At 66.8% G+C, this 15,742-nt stretch carries 14 protein-coding genes; 5 read left to right on the plus strand and 9 right to left on the minus strand.

Going from position 1 to position 15,742, the window contains the following annotated elements; translation table 11 throughout:
* Positions 1-155 precede the first annotated feature (155 nt).
* The gene (locus ACQHI0_RS29285) at positions 156-1,199 is read left to right on the plus strand and encodes an alpha/beta hydrolase (RefSeq protein WP_427904983.1); all 1,044 of its coding nucleotides are present in this window, start codon (positions 156-158) and stop codon (positions 1,197-1,199) included.
* A 170-nt stretch (positions 1,200-1,369) separates the two neighbouring features.
* Here the strand turns inward: ACQHI0_RS29285 and ACQHI0_RS29290 are convergent, their stop codons facing one another.
* Complete coding sequence (locus ACQHI0_RS29290; protein ID WP_427904984.1) at positions 1,370-2,068, minus strand: hypothetical protein; 699 nt, start codon at positions 2,066-2,068, stop codon at positions 1,370-1,372.
* A 325-nt stretch (positions 2,069-2,393) separates the two neighbouring features.
* On the opposite strand from ACQHI0_RS29290, the gene rfbB reads away from it, so the two are divergent.
* Complete coding sequence (gene rfbB, locus ACQHI0_RS29295; RefSeq protein WP_427904985.1) at positions 2,394-3,395, plus strand: dTDP-glucose 4,6-dehydratase; 1,002 nt, start codon at positions 2,394-2,396, stop codon at positions 3,393-3,395.
* Positions 3,396-3,416: 21 nt separating this feature from the next.
* On the opposite strand, the gene ACQHI0_RS29300 is transcribed toward rfbB, so the two are convergent.
* Together ACQHI0_RS29300 and ACQHI0_RS29305 are read right to left on the minus strand one after the other, a co-directional pair.
* Positions 3,417-4,928, minus strand: a complete 1,512-nt coding sequence (locus tag ACQHI0_RS29300) for a DUF2142 domain-containing protein (RefSeq protein ID WP_427904986.1) — start codon at positions 4,926-4,928, stop codon at positions 3,417-3,419.
* Positions 4,925-5,893: a glycosyltransferase family 2 protein gene (locus ACQHI0_RS29305; protein ID WP_427904987.1), complete on the minus strand. Its 969-nt coding sequence runs from the start codon at positions 5,891-5,893 to the stop codon at positions 4,925-4,927. The genes ACQHI0_RS29300 and ACQHI0_RS29305 overlap by 4 nt, the downstream gene beginning before the upstream one ends.
* A 205-nt stretch (positions 5,894-6,098) precedes the next feature.
* On the opposite strand from ACQHI0_RS29305, the gene ACQHI0_RS29310 reads away from it, so the two are divergent.
* Both ACQHI0_RS29310 and ACQHI0_RS29315 read left to right on the plus strand, forming a co-directional pair.
* A complete protein-coding gene (locus tag ACQHI0_RS29310; protein WP_427904988.1) occupies positions 6,099-6,647 on the plus strand; it encodes a GtrA family protein in 549 nt (182 codons plus the stop codon).
* A 106-nt stretch (positions 6,648-6,753) separates the two neighbouring features.
* Positions 6,754-8,652, plus strand: a complete 1,899-nt coding sequence (locus ACQHI0_RS29315) for a glycosyltransferase (protein ID WP_427904989.1) — start codon at positions 6,754-6,756, stop codon at positions 8,650-8,652.
* A gap of 77 nt (positions 8,653-8,729) precedes the next feature.
* Here the strand turns inward: ACQHI0_RS29315 and rsgA are convergent, their stop codons facing one another.
* The 6 genes from rsgA to ACQHI0_RS29345 all read right to left on the minus strand — a co-directional run bounded on the left by rsgA (position 8,730) and on the right by ACQHI0_RS29345 (position 14,442).
* Positions 8,730-9,761 (minus strand): ribosome small subunit-dependent GTPase A, encoded by a 1,032-nt coding sequence (gene rsgA, locus ACQHI0_RS29320; protein ID WP_427904990.1) that lies wholly within the window; start codon positions 9,759-9,761, stop codon positions 8,730-8,732.
* A gap of 311 nt (positions 9,762-10,072) precedes the next feature.
* Positions 10,073-10,609 carry a hypothetical protein gene (locus ACQHI0_RS29325; RefSeq protein WP_427904991.1) on the minus strand — a complete coding sequence of 179 codons (537 nt, stop codon included), beginning with the start codon at positions 10,607-10,609 and terminating at the stop codon, positions 10,073-10,075.
* Positions 10,610-10,673: 64 nt separating this feature from the next.
* A complete protein-coding gene (locus ACQHI0_RS29330) occupies positions 10,674-11,582 on the minus strand; it encodes a galactofuranosyltransferase GlfT1 (protein WP_067456035.1) in 909 nt (302 codons plus the stop codon).
* A 310-nt stretch (positions 11,583-11,892) separates the two neighbouring features.
* The gene (locus ACQHI0_RS29335) at positions 11,893-12,735 is read right to left on the minus strand and encodes an ABC transporter ATP-binding protein (RefSeq protein WP_427904992.1); all 843 of its coding nucleotides are present in this window, start codon (positions 12,733-12,735) and stop codon (positions 11,893-11,895) included.
* Between the two features lie 12 nt (positions 12,736-12,747).
* A complete protein-coding gene (locus ACQHI0_RS29340) occupies positions 12,748-13,575 on the minus strand; it encodes an ABC transporter permease (RefSeq protein ID WP_427909345.1) in 828 nt (275 codons plus the stop codon).
* A gap of 303 nt (positions 13,576-13,878) precedes the next feature.
* On the minus strand, positions 13,879-14,442 hold the full coding sequence (locus ACQHI0_RS29345) for a bacterial proteasome activator family protein (RefSeq protein WP_427904993.1): 564 nt from the start codon (positions 14,440-14,442) through the stop codon (positions 13,879-13,881).
* Positions 14,443-14,528: 86 nt separating this feature from the next.
* Here ACQHI0_RS29345 and ACQHI0_RS29350 point away from each other — a divergent pair, with 86 nt between their 5' ends.
* Positions 14,529-15,731, plus strand: a complete 1,203-nt coding sequence (locus ACQHI0_RS29350; RefSeq protein ID WP_358185869.1) for a cysteine desulfurase-like protein — start codon at positions 14,529-14,531, stop codon at positions 15,729-15,731.
* Positions 15,732-15,742 lie beyond the last annotated feature (11 nt).

Here is a 15,742-nt window from a genome sequence, read left to right on the forward strand (position 1 = left end):
GTGTCGGGCGATAACTGAGACAGACGCGGCGTTCATCTGATTATGTGAGCGTCGATGTGTGAAACATCACTGTGTTAGATGTCAGCGCCGACATCCGCTCCGGGGGTTCACGCCTGGTCAGGGGTCGACGCGCCAGCTGTAAAGGTAGGTGCGCGATGGTAGCCACAAAGATCACCGGCGTGATGGGTGGGCTCGCGCCCGTGGCCCCGATCGGCACCGTGAGTACGCCGGAGCCGGGCATCATCGTCAACTCCGGCCGGACCAGCACCTCCTCGCGCGTGCTGATGGGCGCCTGCCTCGGCCTGATCGGACCGCTGCTGCGCACTGTGCCCATCAATCGGGCCACCATTCCGGTCGGCGCCGTCGCGATCGACCTGCTCTCGCGGCTGCGGCCCGAACCGCACGGCATCGAGCGCGAGCAGATCCAGCTCGCGGACTTCAAGATGGAAATGGTGCGGCCCGCGGGCGGCTCACGCGCGCTGCGCCACGGTGCGGTGCTCTATATGCACGGTGGCGGATTCGCGGTGTGCGGGTTGCAGACGCACCGCGCGATCGTGGCCGGACTGGCCAGGCGCACCGGACTGCCCGTCCTCAATGTCGAATATCGGCAGCTGCCCGGCTCGATCGATGCCTCGATCGACGACTGTGTGCTCGCCTACCGCTGGCTGTTGCGCCACGGTGCCGATCCGGCGCGCATCGTGTTCGCCGGTGACTCGGCCGGTGGGTTCCTGACCTTCGCGACCGCGATCCGCGCTCGCGAGATCGGCCTGCCGCTGCCTGCCGCACTCGTCGGCCTCAGTCCGCTGCTCGATCTGGACTACCGGGCCAAAGAGGGGTACGTCAACGTCAACCGGGACGCCTACATTCCGCTGAAGGGCCTCGAGGCGGTCGTCCACCTCGGCGCCGAACACGCGGGTCCGCTCGACCCGGCGCTGTCGCCGGTCAACGCCGATCTGGCCGGGATGCCACCGGTGCTGCTCATCGCCGCCGAGGACGAGCTGCTGCGCTACGACTGTGAACTGATGGCACACCGGCTCACCGCCGCGGGCGTGCCCAACACCCTCGAACTGTGGCGCGGGCAGGTGCACGCGTTCATGAGCATCCTGCCGAGCATGCCGGAGAGCCGTTCGGCGCTGGGGCGGGTGGCGAAGTTCGTTCGGGGCGCGGTGGAACCGGCCCAGCGTGCTCGGACGGCCTAGACCACTGAACCGGCTCGGACGGTCCTGATCGCGATCGGCCGGACGAGCCGACTCGGGTCGGGGGGCCTGCGGTGCCGTAGGCCCCTGGCCCTTGGTGGTGGAAACGCAGAAGCGGCCCCCGCTCGGATTTCTCCGGGCAGGGGCCGCTTTCCTTCTGTCCTACGGCGAAATTACTTGGCCGGAGGGGTGAAGGGCTGGTTGATCGTGGTGAAGTACTGGATCGCAGCACCGATCGCGAACGGAGCGGTCACGAAGATCTGAGCGGCGATGGCACCGAGAGCACTGAAGGCGGTGGCACCGACGACGCAGCCGGCGACGAAGCCGGGGACGGCACCGAGGAGCGGAACGAGGAGGCCGGTGGGCACGGCGAGGGTGGCGCCGCCGACGATGCAACCGACAGCCGCGCCGCCGAGGCCACCGACGAGGGTGCCGATGGTGGCGCCCATCGAGATGGTGGAGGTCATACGCGACCAGGCGGCCTGCTCACGCTCGTACTCGGTCTTCCAGGGAGCCTTGTCCTCGTACGGCAGCGCGACAGGCTTGTAGGTCGCCTTGTCGATCGCCAATTCCGGGGTCAGGGTGGCGGTGTTGCCCGCGATGTTCACCGCGACGGGGAACTCGAACTCGTCGATGCGCACGGTCGTCGGAACGCCGGCGACGGTGGTGCCGTTGGCGGCCTTGATCTTGAAGACACCGTCTTCTTCGACCAGCGAACCGGCGTCCGTCGTGACGATGGCGGAACCGTTGACGACCTCACCGGTCGCGTTGATCACGTCGGCAGCGGGCGCCTCAGCGTTGACGGTGCCGGCGGTGACGCCCATAGCGGCGATCAGCAGCGCCGAAGTGGCGGCGAATTTCCTCATCAGCATTTTTGTTGAACCTCAAAGTTGGAGCGTGCGGAGGGGACTGGTAGATCAAAAGCTCCCGCAGCTAACCAGAGGTGAACCTGCTGTGACTGTTAGTTCAAGTTTTGTTCACCATTGATACTCCGATGCCGGTGCGCTGATAGAAACCTGAGCGTTGACCGGGGTTTTTCTCAGGAAAACAGACCCTGAGTCTTAACCTACGCACGGGTATCGTGACGGAGATCACAGTGTAAATAGCCGTCGGGTCACAGGTAAGAGACGTTCCAGCAACGCATAACGGTGACACTTCCGTCCCGAAGGCCGCCGGAATACCCGTATCGTTGACCGAGTGCGAGTGCTCGTAACCGGCGGGGCCGGGTTCATCGGTGCAAATTTCGTCCAGCAGACCGTGGCCACGCGCCCGGATGTCCAAGTGACCGTGCTCGACGCACTCACTTACGCGGGCAACCGAGCGTCGCTGGATCCGGTAGCGGATCGGATCGAATTCGTGCACGGCGATATCGCCGATCTCGATCTGGTCGACAATCTGGTCAGCGGCGTGGACGCCGTCGTGCATTTCGCGGCCGAATCCCACAACGACAACTCCCTGGCCGAGCCGTGGCCGTTCGTGCAGACCAATATCGTCGGCACCTACTCGCTGCTGCAGGCGGTACGCCGCCACGATGTGCGCTACCACCACGTCTCCACCGACGAGGTGTACGGCGATCTCACCCCGGACGAGCCGGGTTTCACCGAGTCCACCGCCTACAACCCGTCGAGCCCCTATTCGGCGACCAAAGCGGGTAGCGACATGCTGGTTCGCGCCTGGACCAGGTCGTTCGGTGTCCGCGCGACCCTGTCGAACTGCTCCAACAATTACGGCCCGTACCAGCACGTGGAGAAGTTCATCCCCCGCCAGATCACCAATCTGATCGACGGTGTGCGCCCGCGCCTGTACGGCGCCGGTCATCAGGTGCGCGACTGGATCCACGTCGAGGACCACAACCGCGCGGTCTGGGACATCCTCGAGCGCGGCCGCACCGGCCAGACCTATCTCATCGGCGCGCAGGGCGAACTCGACAACCTCAGCGTGGTCCGGCTCATTCTGCGAGCCTTCGATCGCGAGCCGACGGACTTCGATCATGTGACCGACCGCCCCGGCCACGACCAGCGCTACGCCATCGACGCGAGCCTGCTGCGCGAGGAGCTGGGCTGGTCGCCGCGCTACGCCGACTTCCGCGCCGGCCTGGCCGACACCGTCGCCTGGTACCGCGACAACGAGGATTGGTGGCGGCCGAAAAAGGCCGATACCGAACGCGCCTACGCGGCCGCGGGTGAAAAGACGCTGTAATCCCCACCGTCGTCTGGGGAATTATCCCCAGACGACGGTGTAATACGTTGCGGCAGTAGCGACAAGCGCGAAAGTCGACGCACAGGCCACGGTGATCGCGGTGCCACGGGTCGGAATCACGCCCGCGGAATTCGTGAGTCGCAGCGGCACCACGCGAGCCAGCACGGCCAGCCCCATGATTGCCAGCGGCACGAAATACCGGCCCTGCACACCGTCGATGAGATAGAAATCGACCGGCGTGAACGACATGTACAGCGTCACATAGATCATCGCCACACTCGCGAGCACCGTGAGCGCCACGATCAGCGTGCGACGGAAAGTGGCTGTGGCAGTACTCATTCGATCGATGATGCCGAAACTCACCGCGAAGGCGAGCAGGCACGCCAGCATCGAAATCGCGGGCACATCCACATACGCGAATCCGAGTTCACCGAAGAACTGGTTGAACCAGCGATGGTCGCGCAGCGCGATACTCTCGCCGAAGGTGTGCACGAATTGCACCGGGTCGGTGAGGATTCCCTTCAGCTGATCGCCGGGACGCACCTGACCCCACTGGTGCGGCGGGCGCATCAGACCCATGCCGTCGCCGGTGGGTGCGGCGATCTTCGTCCAGGCGAGGAAAAGCGCACCGCCCGTCACCGCGAATGCCCACGGGACGAATTTCAGTTTCCCGGTGAATCCGAGCCGGTCGGCGGGGACAACCACAACGAGCATCGCCAGCAGTACATAGGTCGGTTTACTCAGCGGCAGCGCGATCGTCGCGGCGAGCAGCGCGGCGGTTTCCATGCGATGCAATCGATCACCGACGAACAGCGCCTTCAGCAGCAGCGCCGACACCATGATGGCGAGCGCGTTGGTGAGCGTGTCCGCGGTGACGGTGCCCGCCTGGAACAGCGCGATCGGCAGCACCGCGACGGTGAACACCAGCCACTGCGAACGCCGCTCGCGCAGCGCGTAGAGCCCGAATCCGACGACCGCCAGATAGGCGACCAGCCCGGCGAAACGGGTCAGCAGATACATGCCGCCCACATTGAGTCCGAGCGCTTCACCCAGCCGGATGCCGATGGCCGCTGGCACATACGGCACCGGCGAGTACGCGGCGGTGTTGGTGAACCACATCTGCCGCGTCGCCGAGGAGATCTCGGCCGCGCCGAGCCGGTCGTAGGCGCCGGGGTCGGCCACCATCGCGTCGGGCTCTTCGGGGTTGTCGTTGTAGTCCTTGAACGCGTAGCCCATCAGCGCGTCGACACTGACCGGGATCTGCCCGCCGTAGGCCACCCCGCGATCGTCGACGATGCGCTGCGGGAACACGCCACCGTGCGCGACCTGGTAGGCGCGGCCGAACTGGGTGATCTCGTCATGACCCCAGAAAGCAGGCGTGAGCACCGCGAACACGGCACCGAACACGGTCGCGACCAGCGCGAAAGCCACCGTCGCCGCACCGAAACGCTGGGTCAGCCCACGAACCGGGTTCTTGCGCGCGGGGGTCTTCTCGATCTCGACAGTCTTCTCGGGCTCGACGGAAGTGGTCACCGACGCTCTCCGGCCGCGACGTCCTCGCTCACCCCGGCGGCCGCATAACGCAGGTAGACAAGCCGTGCCGTCTCGTGGCGCGAGCGGCGGATGCCGTCCAGGATCAGGCCCGCGGTCCAGGCCAGGCTGCCGAGCAGCAGCAGCGTGAAGGCCAGGAACAGCGTCGGGAACCGCGCCACCTGGTGGGTGTTGTAGAAATCGATCACGATCGGCACGGTCAGGATGACCGAGACCAGCCAGGCGATGGTGCCGAACAGGCCGTAGAACGCGACGGGGCGTTCGTGGCGGGCCAGGCCGAGGATCAGCGCGAGGATCTTGGTGCCGTCGCGGTAGGTGCGCAGCTTGGACTCGCTGCCCGCGGGGCGGTCACGGAAACCGACCGACACCGAGGTCTGCGGCACGCGCAGGTGCAGCGAATGCACGGTCAGCTCGGTCTCGATCTCGAATTCGCGCGACACGGCCGGGAAGCTCTTCACGAACCGGCGCGAGAACACCCGGAAGCCGCTCAGCATGTCTTCGACGTTCTCGCCGAACACCTTGCCGACCACGCCGTTGAGCACCTTGTTGCCGGTCTCGTGGCCGCTGCGGTAGGCGCTGGCGTCGGCGTCGTCCTGCTTGCGCACGCCGAGAATGTGGTCGTAGGGGCCCTCGAGCAGCGTCTTGATCATCAGCGGGGCGGCCGACGCCTCGTAGGTGTCGTCGCCGTCGATCATCAGATAGACGTCGGCGTCGATATCGGCGAAGGCGCGGCGCACCACGTTGCCCTTGCCCTTGGTGTTCTCGTAGCGCACGATCGCCCCGGCCTCGCGGGCGCGTTCGGCGGTGCGGTCGGTGCTCAGGTTGTCGTAGACGTAGACGACGATCCCCGGCACGGCGGCCTTGAGGTCGGCGACGACCTTGGCGACCGCGGCCTCTTCATTGTGGCAGGGGACCACGGCGGCAATGCGAAGCTCGGTGGAGTCCACCTGGGTCAATCCTCGGTGTTAGGCAGCAAGTGGGACACCGGGAGGCTACAGGATTGTTGCCGGGCTGGCGCCCGGGTGTCTGCGGCCCTGAGGGGCCGCCGGTTAGCCACCGTTGCTTGCTCCTTCGTCGCCTACGCAACGGCGGCTAACCGGCGACCCGGCCGCGGACCGGCCACTGCGTGGCCGACCCTCCCTAGGGGTCGGGGTGGTGGTTGGCTACCGTCAGGGCGTGTCGCAATCAGCTGAACCGCCTGCTGTTCCCTTCGTGTCCAGGGTAGCGGCGGGCTTGCGGCAAGGTGCGGCGTTCCTCGTGGTCGGCGCGATCGGTTTTCTCGTCGATGCCGGGACCTACAACCTGCTGGTGTTCTGGGGCGGCGGCATCGGCTTCTCCGAAGGTGTGCTCTATCACTCTCCGTTGCTCGCCAAGATCATCGCGATCGTGGTGGCGACGGTGGTCACCTACTTCGGAAACAAGTGGTGGACCTACGCCCACAAGAAATCCGACAGCCCGGGCCGGGAATACCTTTTGTACGCGATCGTCAATGTGGTGGCGATCCTCCTGCAACTCGGCTGCCTCGGCTTTTCCCGCTATGTGCTGGATCTGTCATCGCCGCTGGCCGACAACATCGCCGCCACCGTTATCGGCCAGACCATGGCGGTCGTATTCCGCTATTGGGCCTACGGAAAATTCGTTTTCACCGGCTCATCGGCAAGCGATGAGCAACACGCGCGGGGTGCGGCATCACCTCACTGACGACGCGAGGGTGCCGCGCGATTGATATCCTCGCCCCGCCCGCCGCGCCTTTCTTTACGTGCCTGTCTGCGCCGGCGCAGTCGATACCGAGAATTTCGAGGACTTCATGGAGCAGTCGGCTACCAAAGCCGTGACCGAATCGAACGATCGGCGCGAGGCCGCGCCCGCATCGCTGCGGGGTGAACACTCAGCGCCCGAGCGGCTCGTGCTGGCACGAGGCATCTTCACCGGGCCGTCGGCGCGGGTGAGCGATGACCTCTACGCGGTCGTCAAGGGGGGTGCCGCGGTCCGTGAGCGGCACTCGCTGCGCCTGCCCAAGGGCGCGACCGCGCACACCAACACCTACTTCGGCCGCCTCGCCGCCAGCTACTGGCAGCGCTGGACGACCGTCACCGAGGTATCGGTCGGCGCACTGCTGACGATCGGCGGCAAGGCGAACGTGCGCCTGGTCGCGTCCGATATCGCCGGGCATCGCCGGATCATCGCGTCGCTGGTGGCCACGAGCAGCGGGCGTGTCTCGCTGAGCGCGCCGCTGGATCAGTACGTCGACGGTGGCGCGCTGTGGCTCGAGTTCGATGCCGTCGGGGGCGAACTCGAGATCACCGAGCTGGCGTGGACGGCCGCCGCGCCGGAGACGGTGCGCCCGGTCGCGATCGCGATCTGCACCTTCAACCGGGCCGAGGACTGCGCGCACACCGTCGCCGCGCTGGCCTCGGACGCGACCGTGCTGGCCGCGATCGACGCGGTGTACGTGGTCGACCAGGGCACCGACCTGGTCGAGGACCGGCCGCTGTTCCAGCAGGTCCGGCCCGATTTCGGCGACAAGCTGCGCTACATCCGCCAGCCCAACCTCGGTGGCGCCGGCGGCTTCACGCGTGGCCTGTACGAGGTGTCGGCGGCCAACGAGCACGCCGACGTCATCCTGATGGACGATGACATCCTCTGCGAGCCCGAGACCGTCCTGCGCCTGCAGGCCTTCGCCAACCTCACGGTCGAACCGACCCTGGTCGGCGCGCAGATGCTGTTCCTGCTCAACCCCGACTTCCTCAATGTCGGTGCGGAGGAGGTGCACCTGCACGAGCTCAAGCACGGCCAGAAGGTGCCCAAGGCGCTGCGCAACACCTCCATGCTCAAGAAGAACCAGGAGCGCCGGGTCGACGCCGGCTACAACGCCTGGTGGACCTGCCTGATCCCGGCGGAGGTCGTGAAGAAGATCGGCCTTCCGGTCCCGATCTTCTTCCAGTGGGACGATGTCGAGTACGGCATCCGCGCGCGCGAGCACGGTTTCGTCACCGTCACGCTCCCCAACGCGGCCGTGTGGCATGCCGACTTCTACTGGAAGGACTACGACGACTGGGCGCGCTACTTCTCCACCCGTAACTCGCTCATCGTCGGCGCCCTGCACACCGATCTCGACGGCAAGGCGATCACGCGCGAGTTCTTCCGCTACATCGCCGAGCACCTCGTCGGCATGCAGTACGGCCTCGTGCACACCACGCTGCAGGGCATCGAGGACTTCATGAAGGGCCCGAAGGCGTTGCGCGACGGCGGTATCGACGCCCTCGCCGCCGCCCGCTCGTCGCGCAACGACTACCCCGAAACCATCAAGCACCCCGCGGCCACCCCGCCGGTCAACTCCGCCGACATCTCGGTGCGCCGGGCCAGCGGCGAGCCGAGCCGCGTCACCCTGGTCCTGATCAAGCGCGCGATCACTCAGTGGACCGGCCGCACCCAGCCCGGCCTCATCGGCGTCACCCGCGAAGACGCCCACTGGTGGCACGTCGGCCTGTTCGACCATGTGGTGGTCACCGATGCCTCCCAGTCCGGCGTACGTGTGCGTCGCCGGGACAAGGCCCGCGCCCGCGCCCTGCTGATCCGCGCCTACCGCACCCTGCGCAAGCTCCGCAAGGAACTGCCCGCGCTGCAGGCCGAGTACCGCGCCGCGGTCCCCGAACTCACCAGCCGCGAGAACTGGGCCCGCCTCTACGGCATCGACCCCAGCTGATCCCCACGCCGATCGCCGCGCCGGACCTCTCCGACGCGGCGATTGGCCATCGGCTCAGCCAGGGCGGTTGTCCGGGATCAGCGGCGGCCGCGTTCGCGGTACTGCTTGCGGTGTTGTTTCGTGATGTCGCGCCAGACACGTTCGCGTTCGGCGGCCAGGCGCTTGTCGGTGCGGGCAGCCATCCACTCGTTCTCTCTGGCCAGCTTGCGGTAGCTGGTCAGCCTGCGTTCGGTGATGGTGCCGTCGGCCAGGGCGGACCGGACCGCGCAGCCGGGTTCGGACTCGTGCGCGCAGTCGGCGAAACGGCAATCAGCGGCGAGGGATTCGATGTCGCTGAAGGTCTTGCCGATGCCGTCGGCGGCGTCGTAGAGGCCGATGCCGCGCAGGCCGGGGGTGTCGATGAGGGTGCCGCCGCCGGGGAGCGGGCGCAGTTCGCGATGCACGGTGGTGTGCCGTCCCTTGCCGTCCACCGCGCGAACCGCGTTGGTGGCGAACACTTCCGCGCCGAGCAGTGCGTTGGCCAGGGTGGACTTCCCCGCACCGGAGGGGCCGATCAAAGCCACGGTGCCGCTGAGGACGGCGGTGAGGACATCCAGACCGACACCGGCGGCAGCGCTCACCGCCACCACCGTCGCACCGGGTGCGACGGCACGGACCTCGTCGAGCGGAAGATAGTCCGCCGCATCGGCTTTGGTGAGCACGACCACCGGCTGGGCATTGCTCTCCCAAGCCAGCGCGAGCATTCGCTCGATCCGCCCCAGATCCACGTCGCCGTCGGCGGCACTGCAGATGAGCACGGTATCCACATTGGTGGCCAGCACCTGGGCCACCGAGCGCCCGGATACCGACGATCGCATGATCGCCGAGCGTCGTGGGAGCAGTTGCCGCACAGTGCCTTCGGCATCGAGCCCGACCCAGTCGCCGGTACACAGTCCGGTGATGTCGCGCGGGCAGGCGGCTCTGGCAGGGCCACGCGGCGTGACCACATCGCATTCGCTGCGATCCATTCGAACGATGCGAGCAGGCGTGAGATCGCCGAGGAGCGGCAGATATTCAGCAGCTACGGCTTCGGTCCAGCCGTAAGGGACGAGCAGGTCGTAGTCGACCATGATGGGGAATCCTTCGTCGGGTGCCGAACCCGAACGACGGGTTCAGCGAGTAGAGGTGATGTCCGGAGCAACCTGGGCAGACGCACAATCGCGCCGCCCGGCCACGGCAATCCACACGTGTGTACTCACGGACATCCACCTCCTCTCCAACGTTCGAACACCAACTCTGCCCCACCCAGGCAGCACCCGGCAACCTATTTTCCGCACGCCACTCGACCTGTCATCCCACAGTCGAATTCGCGCCGTCGTGGGCCTGCGGGTTTCGCGTATGCCGCGCCGATGAGAGCGCGGCGCTCGGTGCGAGGTGGCGACTACGGCACGAAGACCTCGGTGGACTGGGGGATGTTGGGACGATCCGTGCGGACCGTGACCTGGACCCGCCCGGGGCCGGTGTTGGCGATCATGTCCTGGACCGGGTAGGTGCTGGTGCTGGTGGCCGGGATGAAGCGGGTCACCGACCCGGTGGCGCCGCTGTCCAGGTTCTTCCAGTCGACGACAACGTTCACATCGCACGCCAGCACGGTGGGTGCCCAGTTGCCGAGGGGGGAGAAGCCCTGCGAGACGCGCAGGGCGATGCTGTGGGTGGCGCCGGGCGCGACGCTCGGGGAATTGAGCGGTCCGTCGAACGCGGTGCCCGCCACGTTCAGGATGCCGACGCAGACGCCGTTGCCCAGCGTCGCCACCGGCGCGGTCCTGACTTCGTTCATCACGCAGGAGCGCGGGCCCACGTTGGACCAGCCGAGCTGGCAGGTGTCGTCCGCCGTGGCGGTGCCGGGTGCGGCGAGACAGAGCGCGGCGCCGGCGAGCACGGTCGCCGCGGCGGATGCGAAACTCTTTGCGAAGGTCACGTTTCGCATCGTAAGACCGAACGGCCGATTGCTGCCAGAGGGAACTACCCCCTATTTTCGGGGGCTAGTCCGGTTTGCCGAAGTGCTCGTTGCGGCCCAGGGAGCGCAGCCGGAACCATTCCTTGAGCCCGGCCGGGTCGCGGCGGGTCACCAGGAAGAACCAGGAGAAGCGAATCCACTCCTGCGGCAACAGCTTCCGCATACCGGGCTGCGACATCAGGTAGCCGCGGTTGCGGTAGGTGAAGTAGCGCTTCACCGGGTCGTCCGGGTACTGGGTGTGCATCCGCCCGCCCAGGATCGGCTTGAATTCCTCGGCGCCGTTGGGATGCAGGTACGCGGTCTGCAGGCAGGTACCGAACGGCAGGCCGGAGCGGACCAGGCGGCGATGCACCTCCACCTCGTCGCCACGCACGAACAGTCGCAGGTCGGGCACGCCGATCAGATCGACGGCCTTCGCCGAGATCAGCGCACCGTTGAACAGCGACGCGATACCGGGCAGGAAGTCCTCGTCACCGAGTTCCGACCGCAGCCGCCGCCACACCACACCACGGCGCAGCGGGAAGGCGAGGCGATCCGGTTCGTCGATATCGCAGACCACCGGCGATACCTCGACCAGGTTGTGCCTGCGCGCGCAATCGATCAGTGTCGCGAGCACTTCGGGCCCGTCGGGGCGGCCGTCGTCATCGGCCAGCCACACCCAATCGGCACCCTGGGTGAGCGCGTGCAACATGCCGAGCGCGAAACCGCCCGCGCCGCCGAGATTGTGACGCGAGCCCAGGTAAGTGGCCTCGATCGGCTGCTGGGCGACCAGCTCGGCCACCGCGTCCTCGTTGGCGTTGTCGACGACGATCAGATGGTCGACCGGACGCGTCTGCGAGGCAAGTACTTTCAGCGACTCGGCGAGCAGCTCACGGCGCTTGTGCGTGACGACCACCGCGATGATCCGCGCGGTCGGGCCGGTCTCGGTCGTGATGTCGGCAGGTTCGGCGCCCGCGGGCAGTTCCGCGTCATCGGGCAGCGCAACGACATCTACGTCACCGGGCACCGTCGAATCCGCAGCGCCTTCGGACGCGGAGCGGCCGGTCACCGCGCCTGCCACGGGCAGCACGGCGGCGGGTTCGACGCGCGCGGGGGTGGTCGCCTCGAGGCGGTCGGTCATGCTGAACCCACCCGGCACGGCAGCCGGGGCAGCCTCGTCACGTTGACCGCTCATGCTGCCACACCGCGCATGCTCGGACGGCCTACGTGGTAACGCTGCGCTGCCGCCTCCGGCCGTTGACCGCTCATGCGTTGTTCTGCTCCAGCTTCTTCTCGCCCGTCGCGCCGTCGGCGCCCTCGGTTTCCAGCTCACGCAGCACCTGTGCCACGTGATTACCCGCCTCGGGCCCTTCATACGCTCGCACAACGTCCTCGATTCCGCCTTGTTCGCGGATCTGACCGTGGTCGATCCACATTGCGGTATCGCAGAGCTGGGCGAGGAATTCGTTGGAGTGACTGGCGAACACCAGGATGCCCGAGCGCGCCACCAGCGACTGCAGCCGCGTGCGCGCCTTCTTCATGAACTCCGCGTCGACCGCGCCGATGCCCTCGTCGAGCAGCAGGATCTCGGGGTCGATCGAGGTGACCACGCCCATCGCCAGCCGCACCCGCATGCCGGTGGAATAGGTGCGCAGCGGCATCGACAGGTATTCGCCGAGCTCGGTGAAGTCGGCGATCTCGTCGATCTTGGCCATCATCTGCTTGCGGGTCTGTCCGAGGAACAGGCCGCGGATGATGATGTTCTCGTAACCGGAGATCTCCGGATCCATGCCGACGCCGAGGTCGAACACCGGTGCCACCCGGCCGCGGATGCGGGCACTGCCGCGCGAGGGTTCGTAGATGCCCGAGAGCAGGCGCAGCAACGTCGACTTACCCGCGCCGTTGTGGCCGACCAGGCCCACCCGGTCGCCTTCCTTGAGCGACAGGTTGATGTCGCGCAGCGCCTCGACCACCACCACGTCGGAGCTGTTACGCCCGATCGCGCCGCCCGCCTTGCCGAGGAACGCCTTCTTCAGCGACCGCGATTTGGCGTCGAAGATGGGGAACTCGACCCATGCCTCATGGGTTTCGATACTCACACGGCTCATCGAGAACTGCTCCTAAACCCAGTACGGGACGCGGGCACGGTACTGCTTGAGCGCCAGGATCGCCACGGCCCATCCGACCACGGTGATCGCGACGACGACCGCCCAGTGATGCCATTCCGAGGGTTCACCGAGCAGCGGAGCGCGCACGATCTCCAGGTAGTGGTAGGTGGGGATGATCTCGAGCAGCTTGGCCCGATCGCCTGCGCCGCCGACCGAGTTCTCCAGCGCCTTCGTCGACCACATCACCGGGGTCAGGACGAACAGCATCAGCGTCATCGAGCCGAGGATCGGGGCGATGTCGCGGTAGCGGGTGGCGAAGATGCCGAAGACGATGGTCACCCACATGGCATTGAGGAACAGCAGCAGAATCGCGGGTATCACCAGCAGAATCGAGAAGTTCAGATCACGCCAGATCGAGAACGCCACCACCAGCACCGCGTAGATCGCGGCATTGTGGATGAAGAACAAGAACTGACGCCAGACCAGGCGATACACGTGCACGCTCAGCGCCGAGGGCAACTGCTTGATCAGTCCCTCGTTCGCGATGAACACATCGGAGCCCTCGAGAATCGAGGCTTGGATGACGTTCCACACGATCAAACCGACGGTCACATACGGCAGGTATTCACTGATCGGCTGGTCGAGCAGCGTCGAATACAGCAGCCCCATCGCCAGCGCCTGCAAACCGGTCGCGATGGTGATCCAGAACGGACCGAGCACCGACCGGCGGTAGCGCTGCTTGATGTCCTGCCAGCCCAGCGATAGCCATAGCTCGCGCTGGTGCAGGCCGTCGCGCATGTCCTTGAACGCCCGCCCGAACGTCTGCGAATCCGACACCATCGGTGTCTTCACGAGCAGAGGCGCGTCGGTGGTGTCCTCGGCCTCGGCGACTTCGGCCAGTTCGGCGTCGGTAGGAGTGTCTTCGGATTGCACGGGGCTCTCTTCAGTACGCGCGTCACTCAGTTCAGAGTCGGGACGGGCGGCAGCGCTGGGCACGGTCCCCGACCTTACAGTGTCGTCTCCCGGCAGGCGCCGGGTGTTCGAGCGGCGCGACACCGGCGTAAGCGTGCGATTCGAGCCCGCGCAGTCAGAAAACTGACTGGCAGCGGGCCGATTGCGCGATCACGCCAGTCCGAACGGCCCTCAGAGGTACTGACCGCCGCCCACATGCCCACCGGCCTTCGTCTCGGCGGCATGGATCCCGGGCGGGAGCGCACCCTGGCGCATCTGCTCGAGCTGGGCGCGCGCGGCCATCTGCTGGGCGAACAGCGCGGTCTGGATACCGTGGAACAGGCCCTCCAACCAGCCGACGAGCTGAGCCTGGGCGATGCGCAGTTCCGCGTCCGAGGGCACCGAGTCGTCGGTGAAGGGCAGGGTGAGGCGTTCGAGTTCCTCGCGCAGTTCCGGCGCAAGGCCCTGTTCGAGCTCGCGGACCGAGGACTTGTGGATCTCCTTGAGCCGCGAGCGGCTGGCATCGTCGAGGGGAGCGGCGCGCACCTCTTCGAGCAGCTGCTTGATCATGGTGCCGATCCGCATCACCTTGGCAGGCTGCTCGACCATGTCGGTCAGCGACTCGCCTGACTCGCTCGCCTGCTTCTCATCGTCGGGCACGACCTGACCGGTTACGGCGTCGGCGGGCACGGTCAGTGGACGGCCGTCGGGACCGATCACGACGATGGATTCGGGGACATCCTCCGAGTGCGTCATGTCCCCATCATTGCGTGTGTGTCGGCTTCGCGCTAAAACCCCCACGCGGTTACACCGACAGGCCCCCTGCCCTTAAAGTGGCCACCATGACTTATGACGTCGCGAGGGTTCGGGGCCTGATACCGTCCCTGGGCGACGGCTGGATCCATCTGGACCCGCAGGCGGGGATGCTGGTTCCCGATTCGGTATCGCGCGCCGTCTCAACGGGTTTCCGTACCTCCTCGTTCTCCCATATCGGCCGCCACGGTGCGGCATCGCGCAGCGGCGCGATCCTCGATGCCGCCAGGGAAGCGGTCGCCGATCTGGTCGGCGGAGATCCGGCCGGCGTCGTGCTCGGGCCCGATCGCGCGGTGCTGCTGGCCTGGTTGGCCGAATCGCTGAGCTCACGCCTCGGTCTCGGTACCGGCATCGTGCTCTCCCGCCTTGACGACGAGGCCAACGTCGCCCCGTGGCTACGCATCGCCAACCGCTACGGCGCGCACGTGCGCTGGGCCGAGGTGGAGATCGAGACCTGCGAGATGCCGTCATGGCAGTTCGAGGAGCTGATCGGCCCTACCGCGCGCCTGGTCGCGCTCACCGCGGCATCCCCGATCGTGGGGTCGGCGCCCGGCGTCCGGGTGGCCGCCGATCGTGTGCACGACGTGGGTGGACTGCTGGTGGCCGACGCGTTCGGCGCGGCACCGTACGCGCTGATCGACATCGACGAACTCAACGCCGACGTGGTCGCGCTGAGCGCACCGTCGTGGGGTGGCCCGCAGGTGGGCGCGCTCGTCTTCCGCGACCCCGCGTTCCTCGACCGCATCCCGTCGATGTCGTTGAACCCCTATGCCAAGGGTGCTGAACGCCTCGAAGTGGGCGGGCATCAGTACGCGCTGCTGGCCGGGCTCACCGAATCCATCGACTTCCTCGCCGGCCTCGACGAACGCGCCACCGGCACCCGCCGCGAGCGGCTCGAGATGTCGATCACCTCGCTGCAGGACTACCACGACCAGCTCTTCGATCACCTCATGCAGGTGCTGGAGAAGGTCGACAACCTCACCGTGATCGGCCGCGCCTCCACCCGCATCCCCACGGTCAGTTTCACGATGGCCGGGATGCAGGCGGAGAAGGTGGCGGCCAAGCTGGCCGATGCCAGGATCGGCACGGTCAGCGGGGTGCACGGTGGTAGCCGACTGCTCGACGCGCTCGGTGTGAACGACGAGGGTGGGGCCGTCACGATCGGTCTGGCGCCCTATACGACCCGCTACGAGATCGACCAGCTCGGCCGCGCCCTCAGCGCCCTGGAGTAAACCGCGCCTGC

Source organism: Nocardia sp. FBN12, assembly GCF_050320175.1.
Taxonomy (GTDB): Bacteria; Actinomycetota; Actinomycetes; order Mycobacteriales; family Mycobacteriaceae; genus Nocardia.

Excerpts from the sequence above, each read along its gene's own strand:
- ACQHI0_RS29285 (WP_427904983.1), top strand. The coding sequence starts at position 156 with ATGGTAGCCACAAAGATCACCGGCGTGATGGGTGGGCTCGCGCCCGTG.
- ACQHI0_RS29290 (WP_427904984.1), bottom strand. The coding sequence starts at position 2,068 with ATGCTGATGAGGAAATTCGCCGCCACTTCGGCGCTGCTGATCGCCGCT.
- ACQHI0_RS29315 (WP_427904989.1), top strand. The coding sequence starts at position 6,754 with ATGGAGCAGTCGGCTACCAAAGCCGTGACCGAATCGAACGATCGGCGC.
- rsgA (WP_427904990.1), bottom strand. The coding sequence starts at position 9,761 with ATGGTCGACTACGACCTGCTCGTCCCTTACGGCTGGACCGAAGCCGTA.
- ACQHI0_RS29335 (WP_427904992.1), bottom strand. The coding sequence starts at position 12,735 with ATGAGCCGTGTGAGTATCGAAACCCATGAGGCATGGGTCGAGTTCCCC.
- ACQHI0_RS29340 (WP_427909345.1), bottom strand. The coding sequence starts at position 13,575 with ATGGTGTCGGATTCGCAGACGTTCGGGCGGGCGTTCAAGGACATGCGC.
- ACQHI0_RS29345 (WP_427904993.1), bottom strand. The coding sequence starts at position 14,442 with ATGACGCACTCGGAGGATGTCCCCGAATCCATCGTCGTGATCGGTCCC.
- ACQHI0_RS29350 (WP_358185869.1), top strand. The coding sequence starts at position 14,529 with ATGACTTATGACGTCGCGAGGGTTCGGGGCCTGATACCGTCCCTGGGC.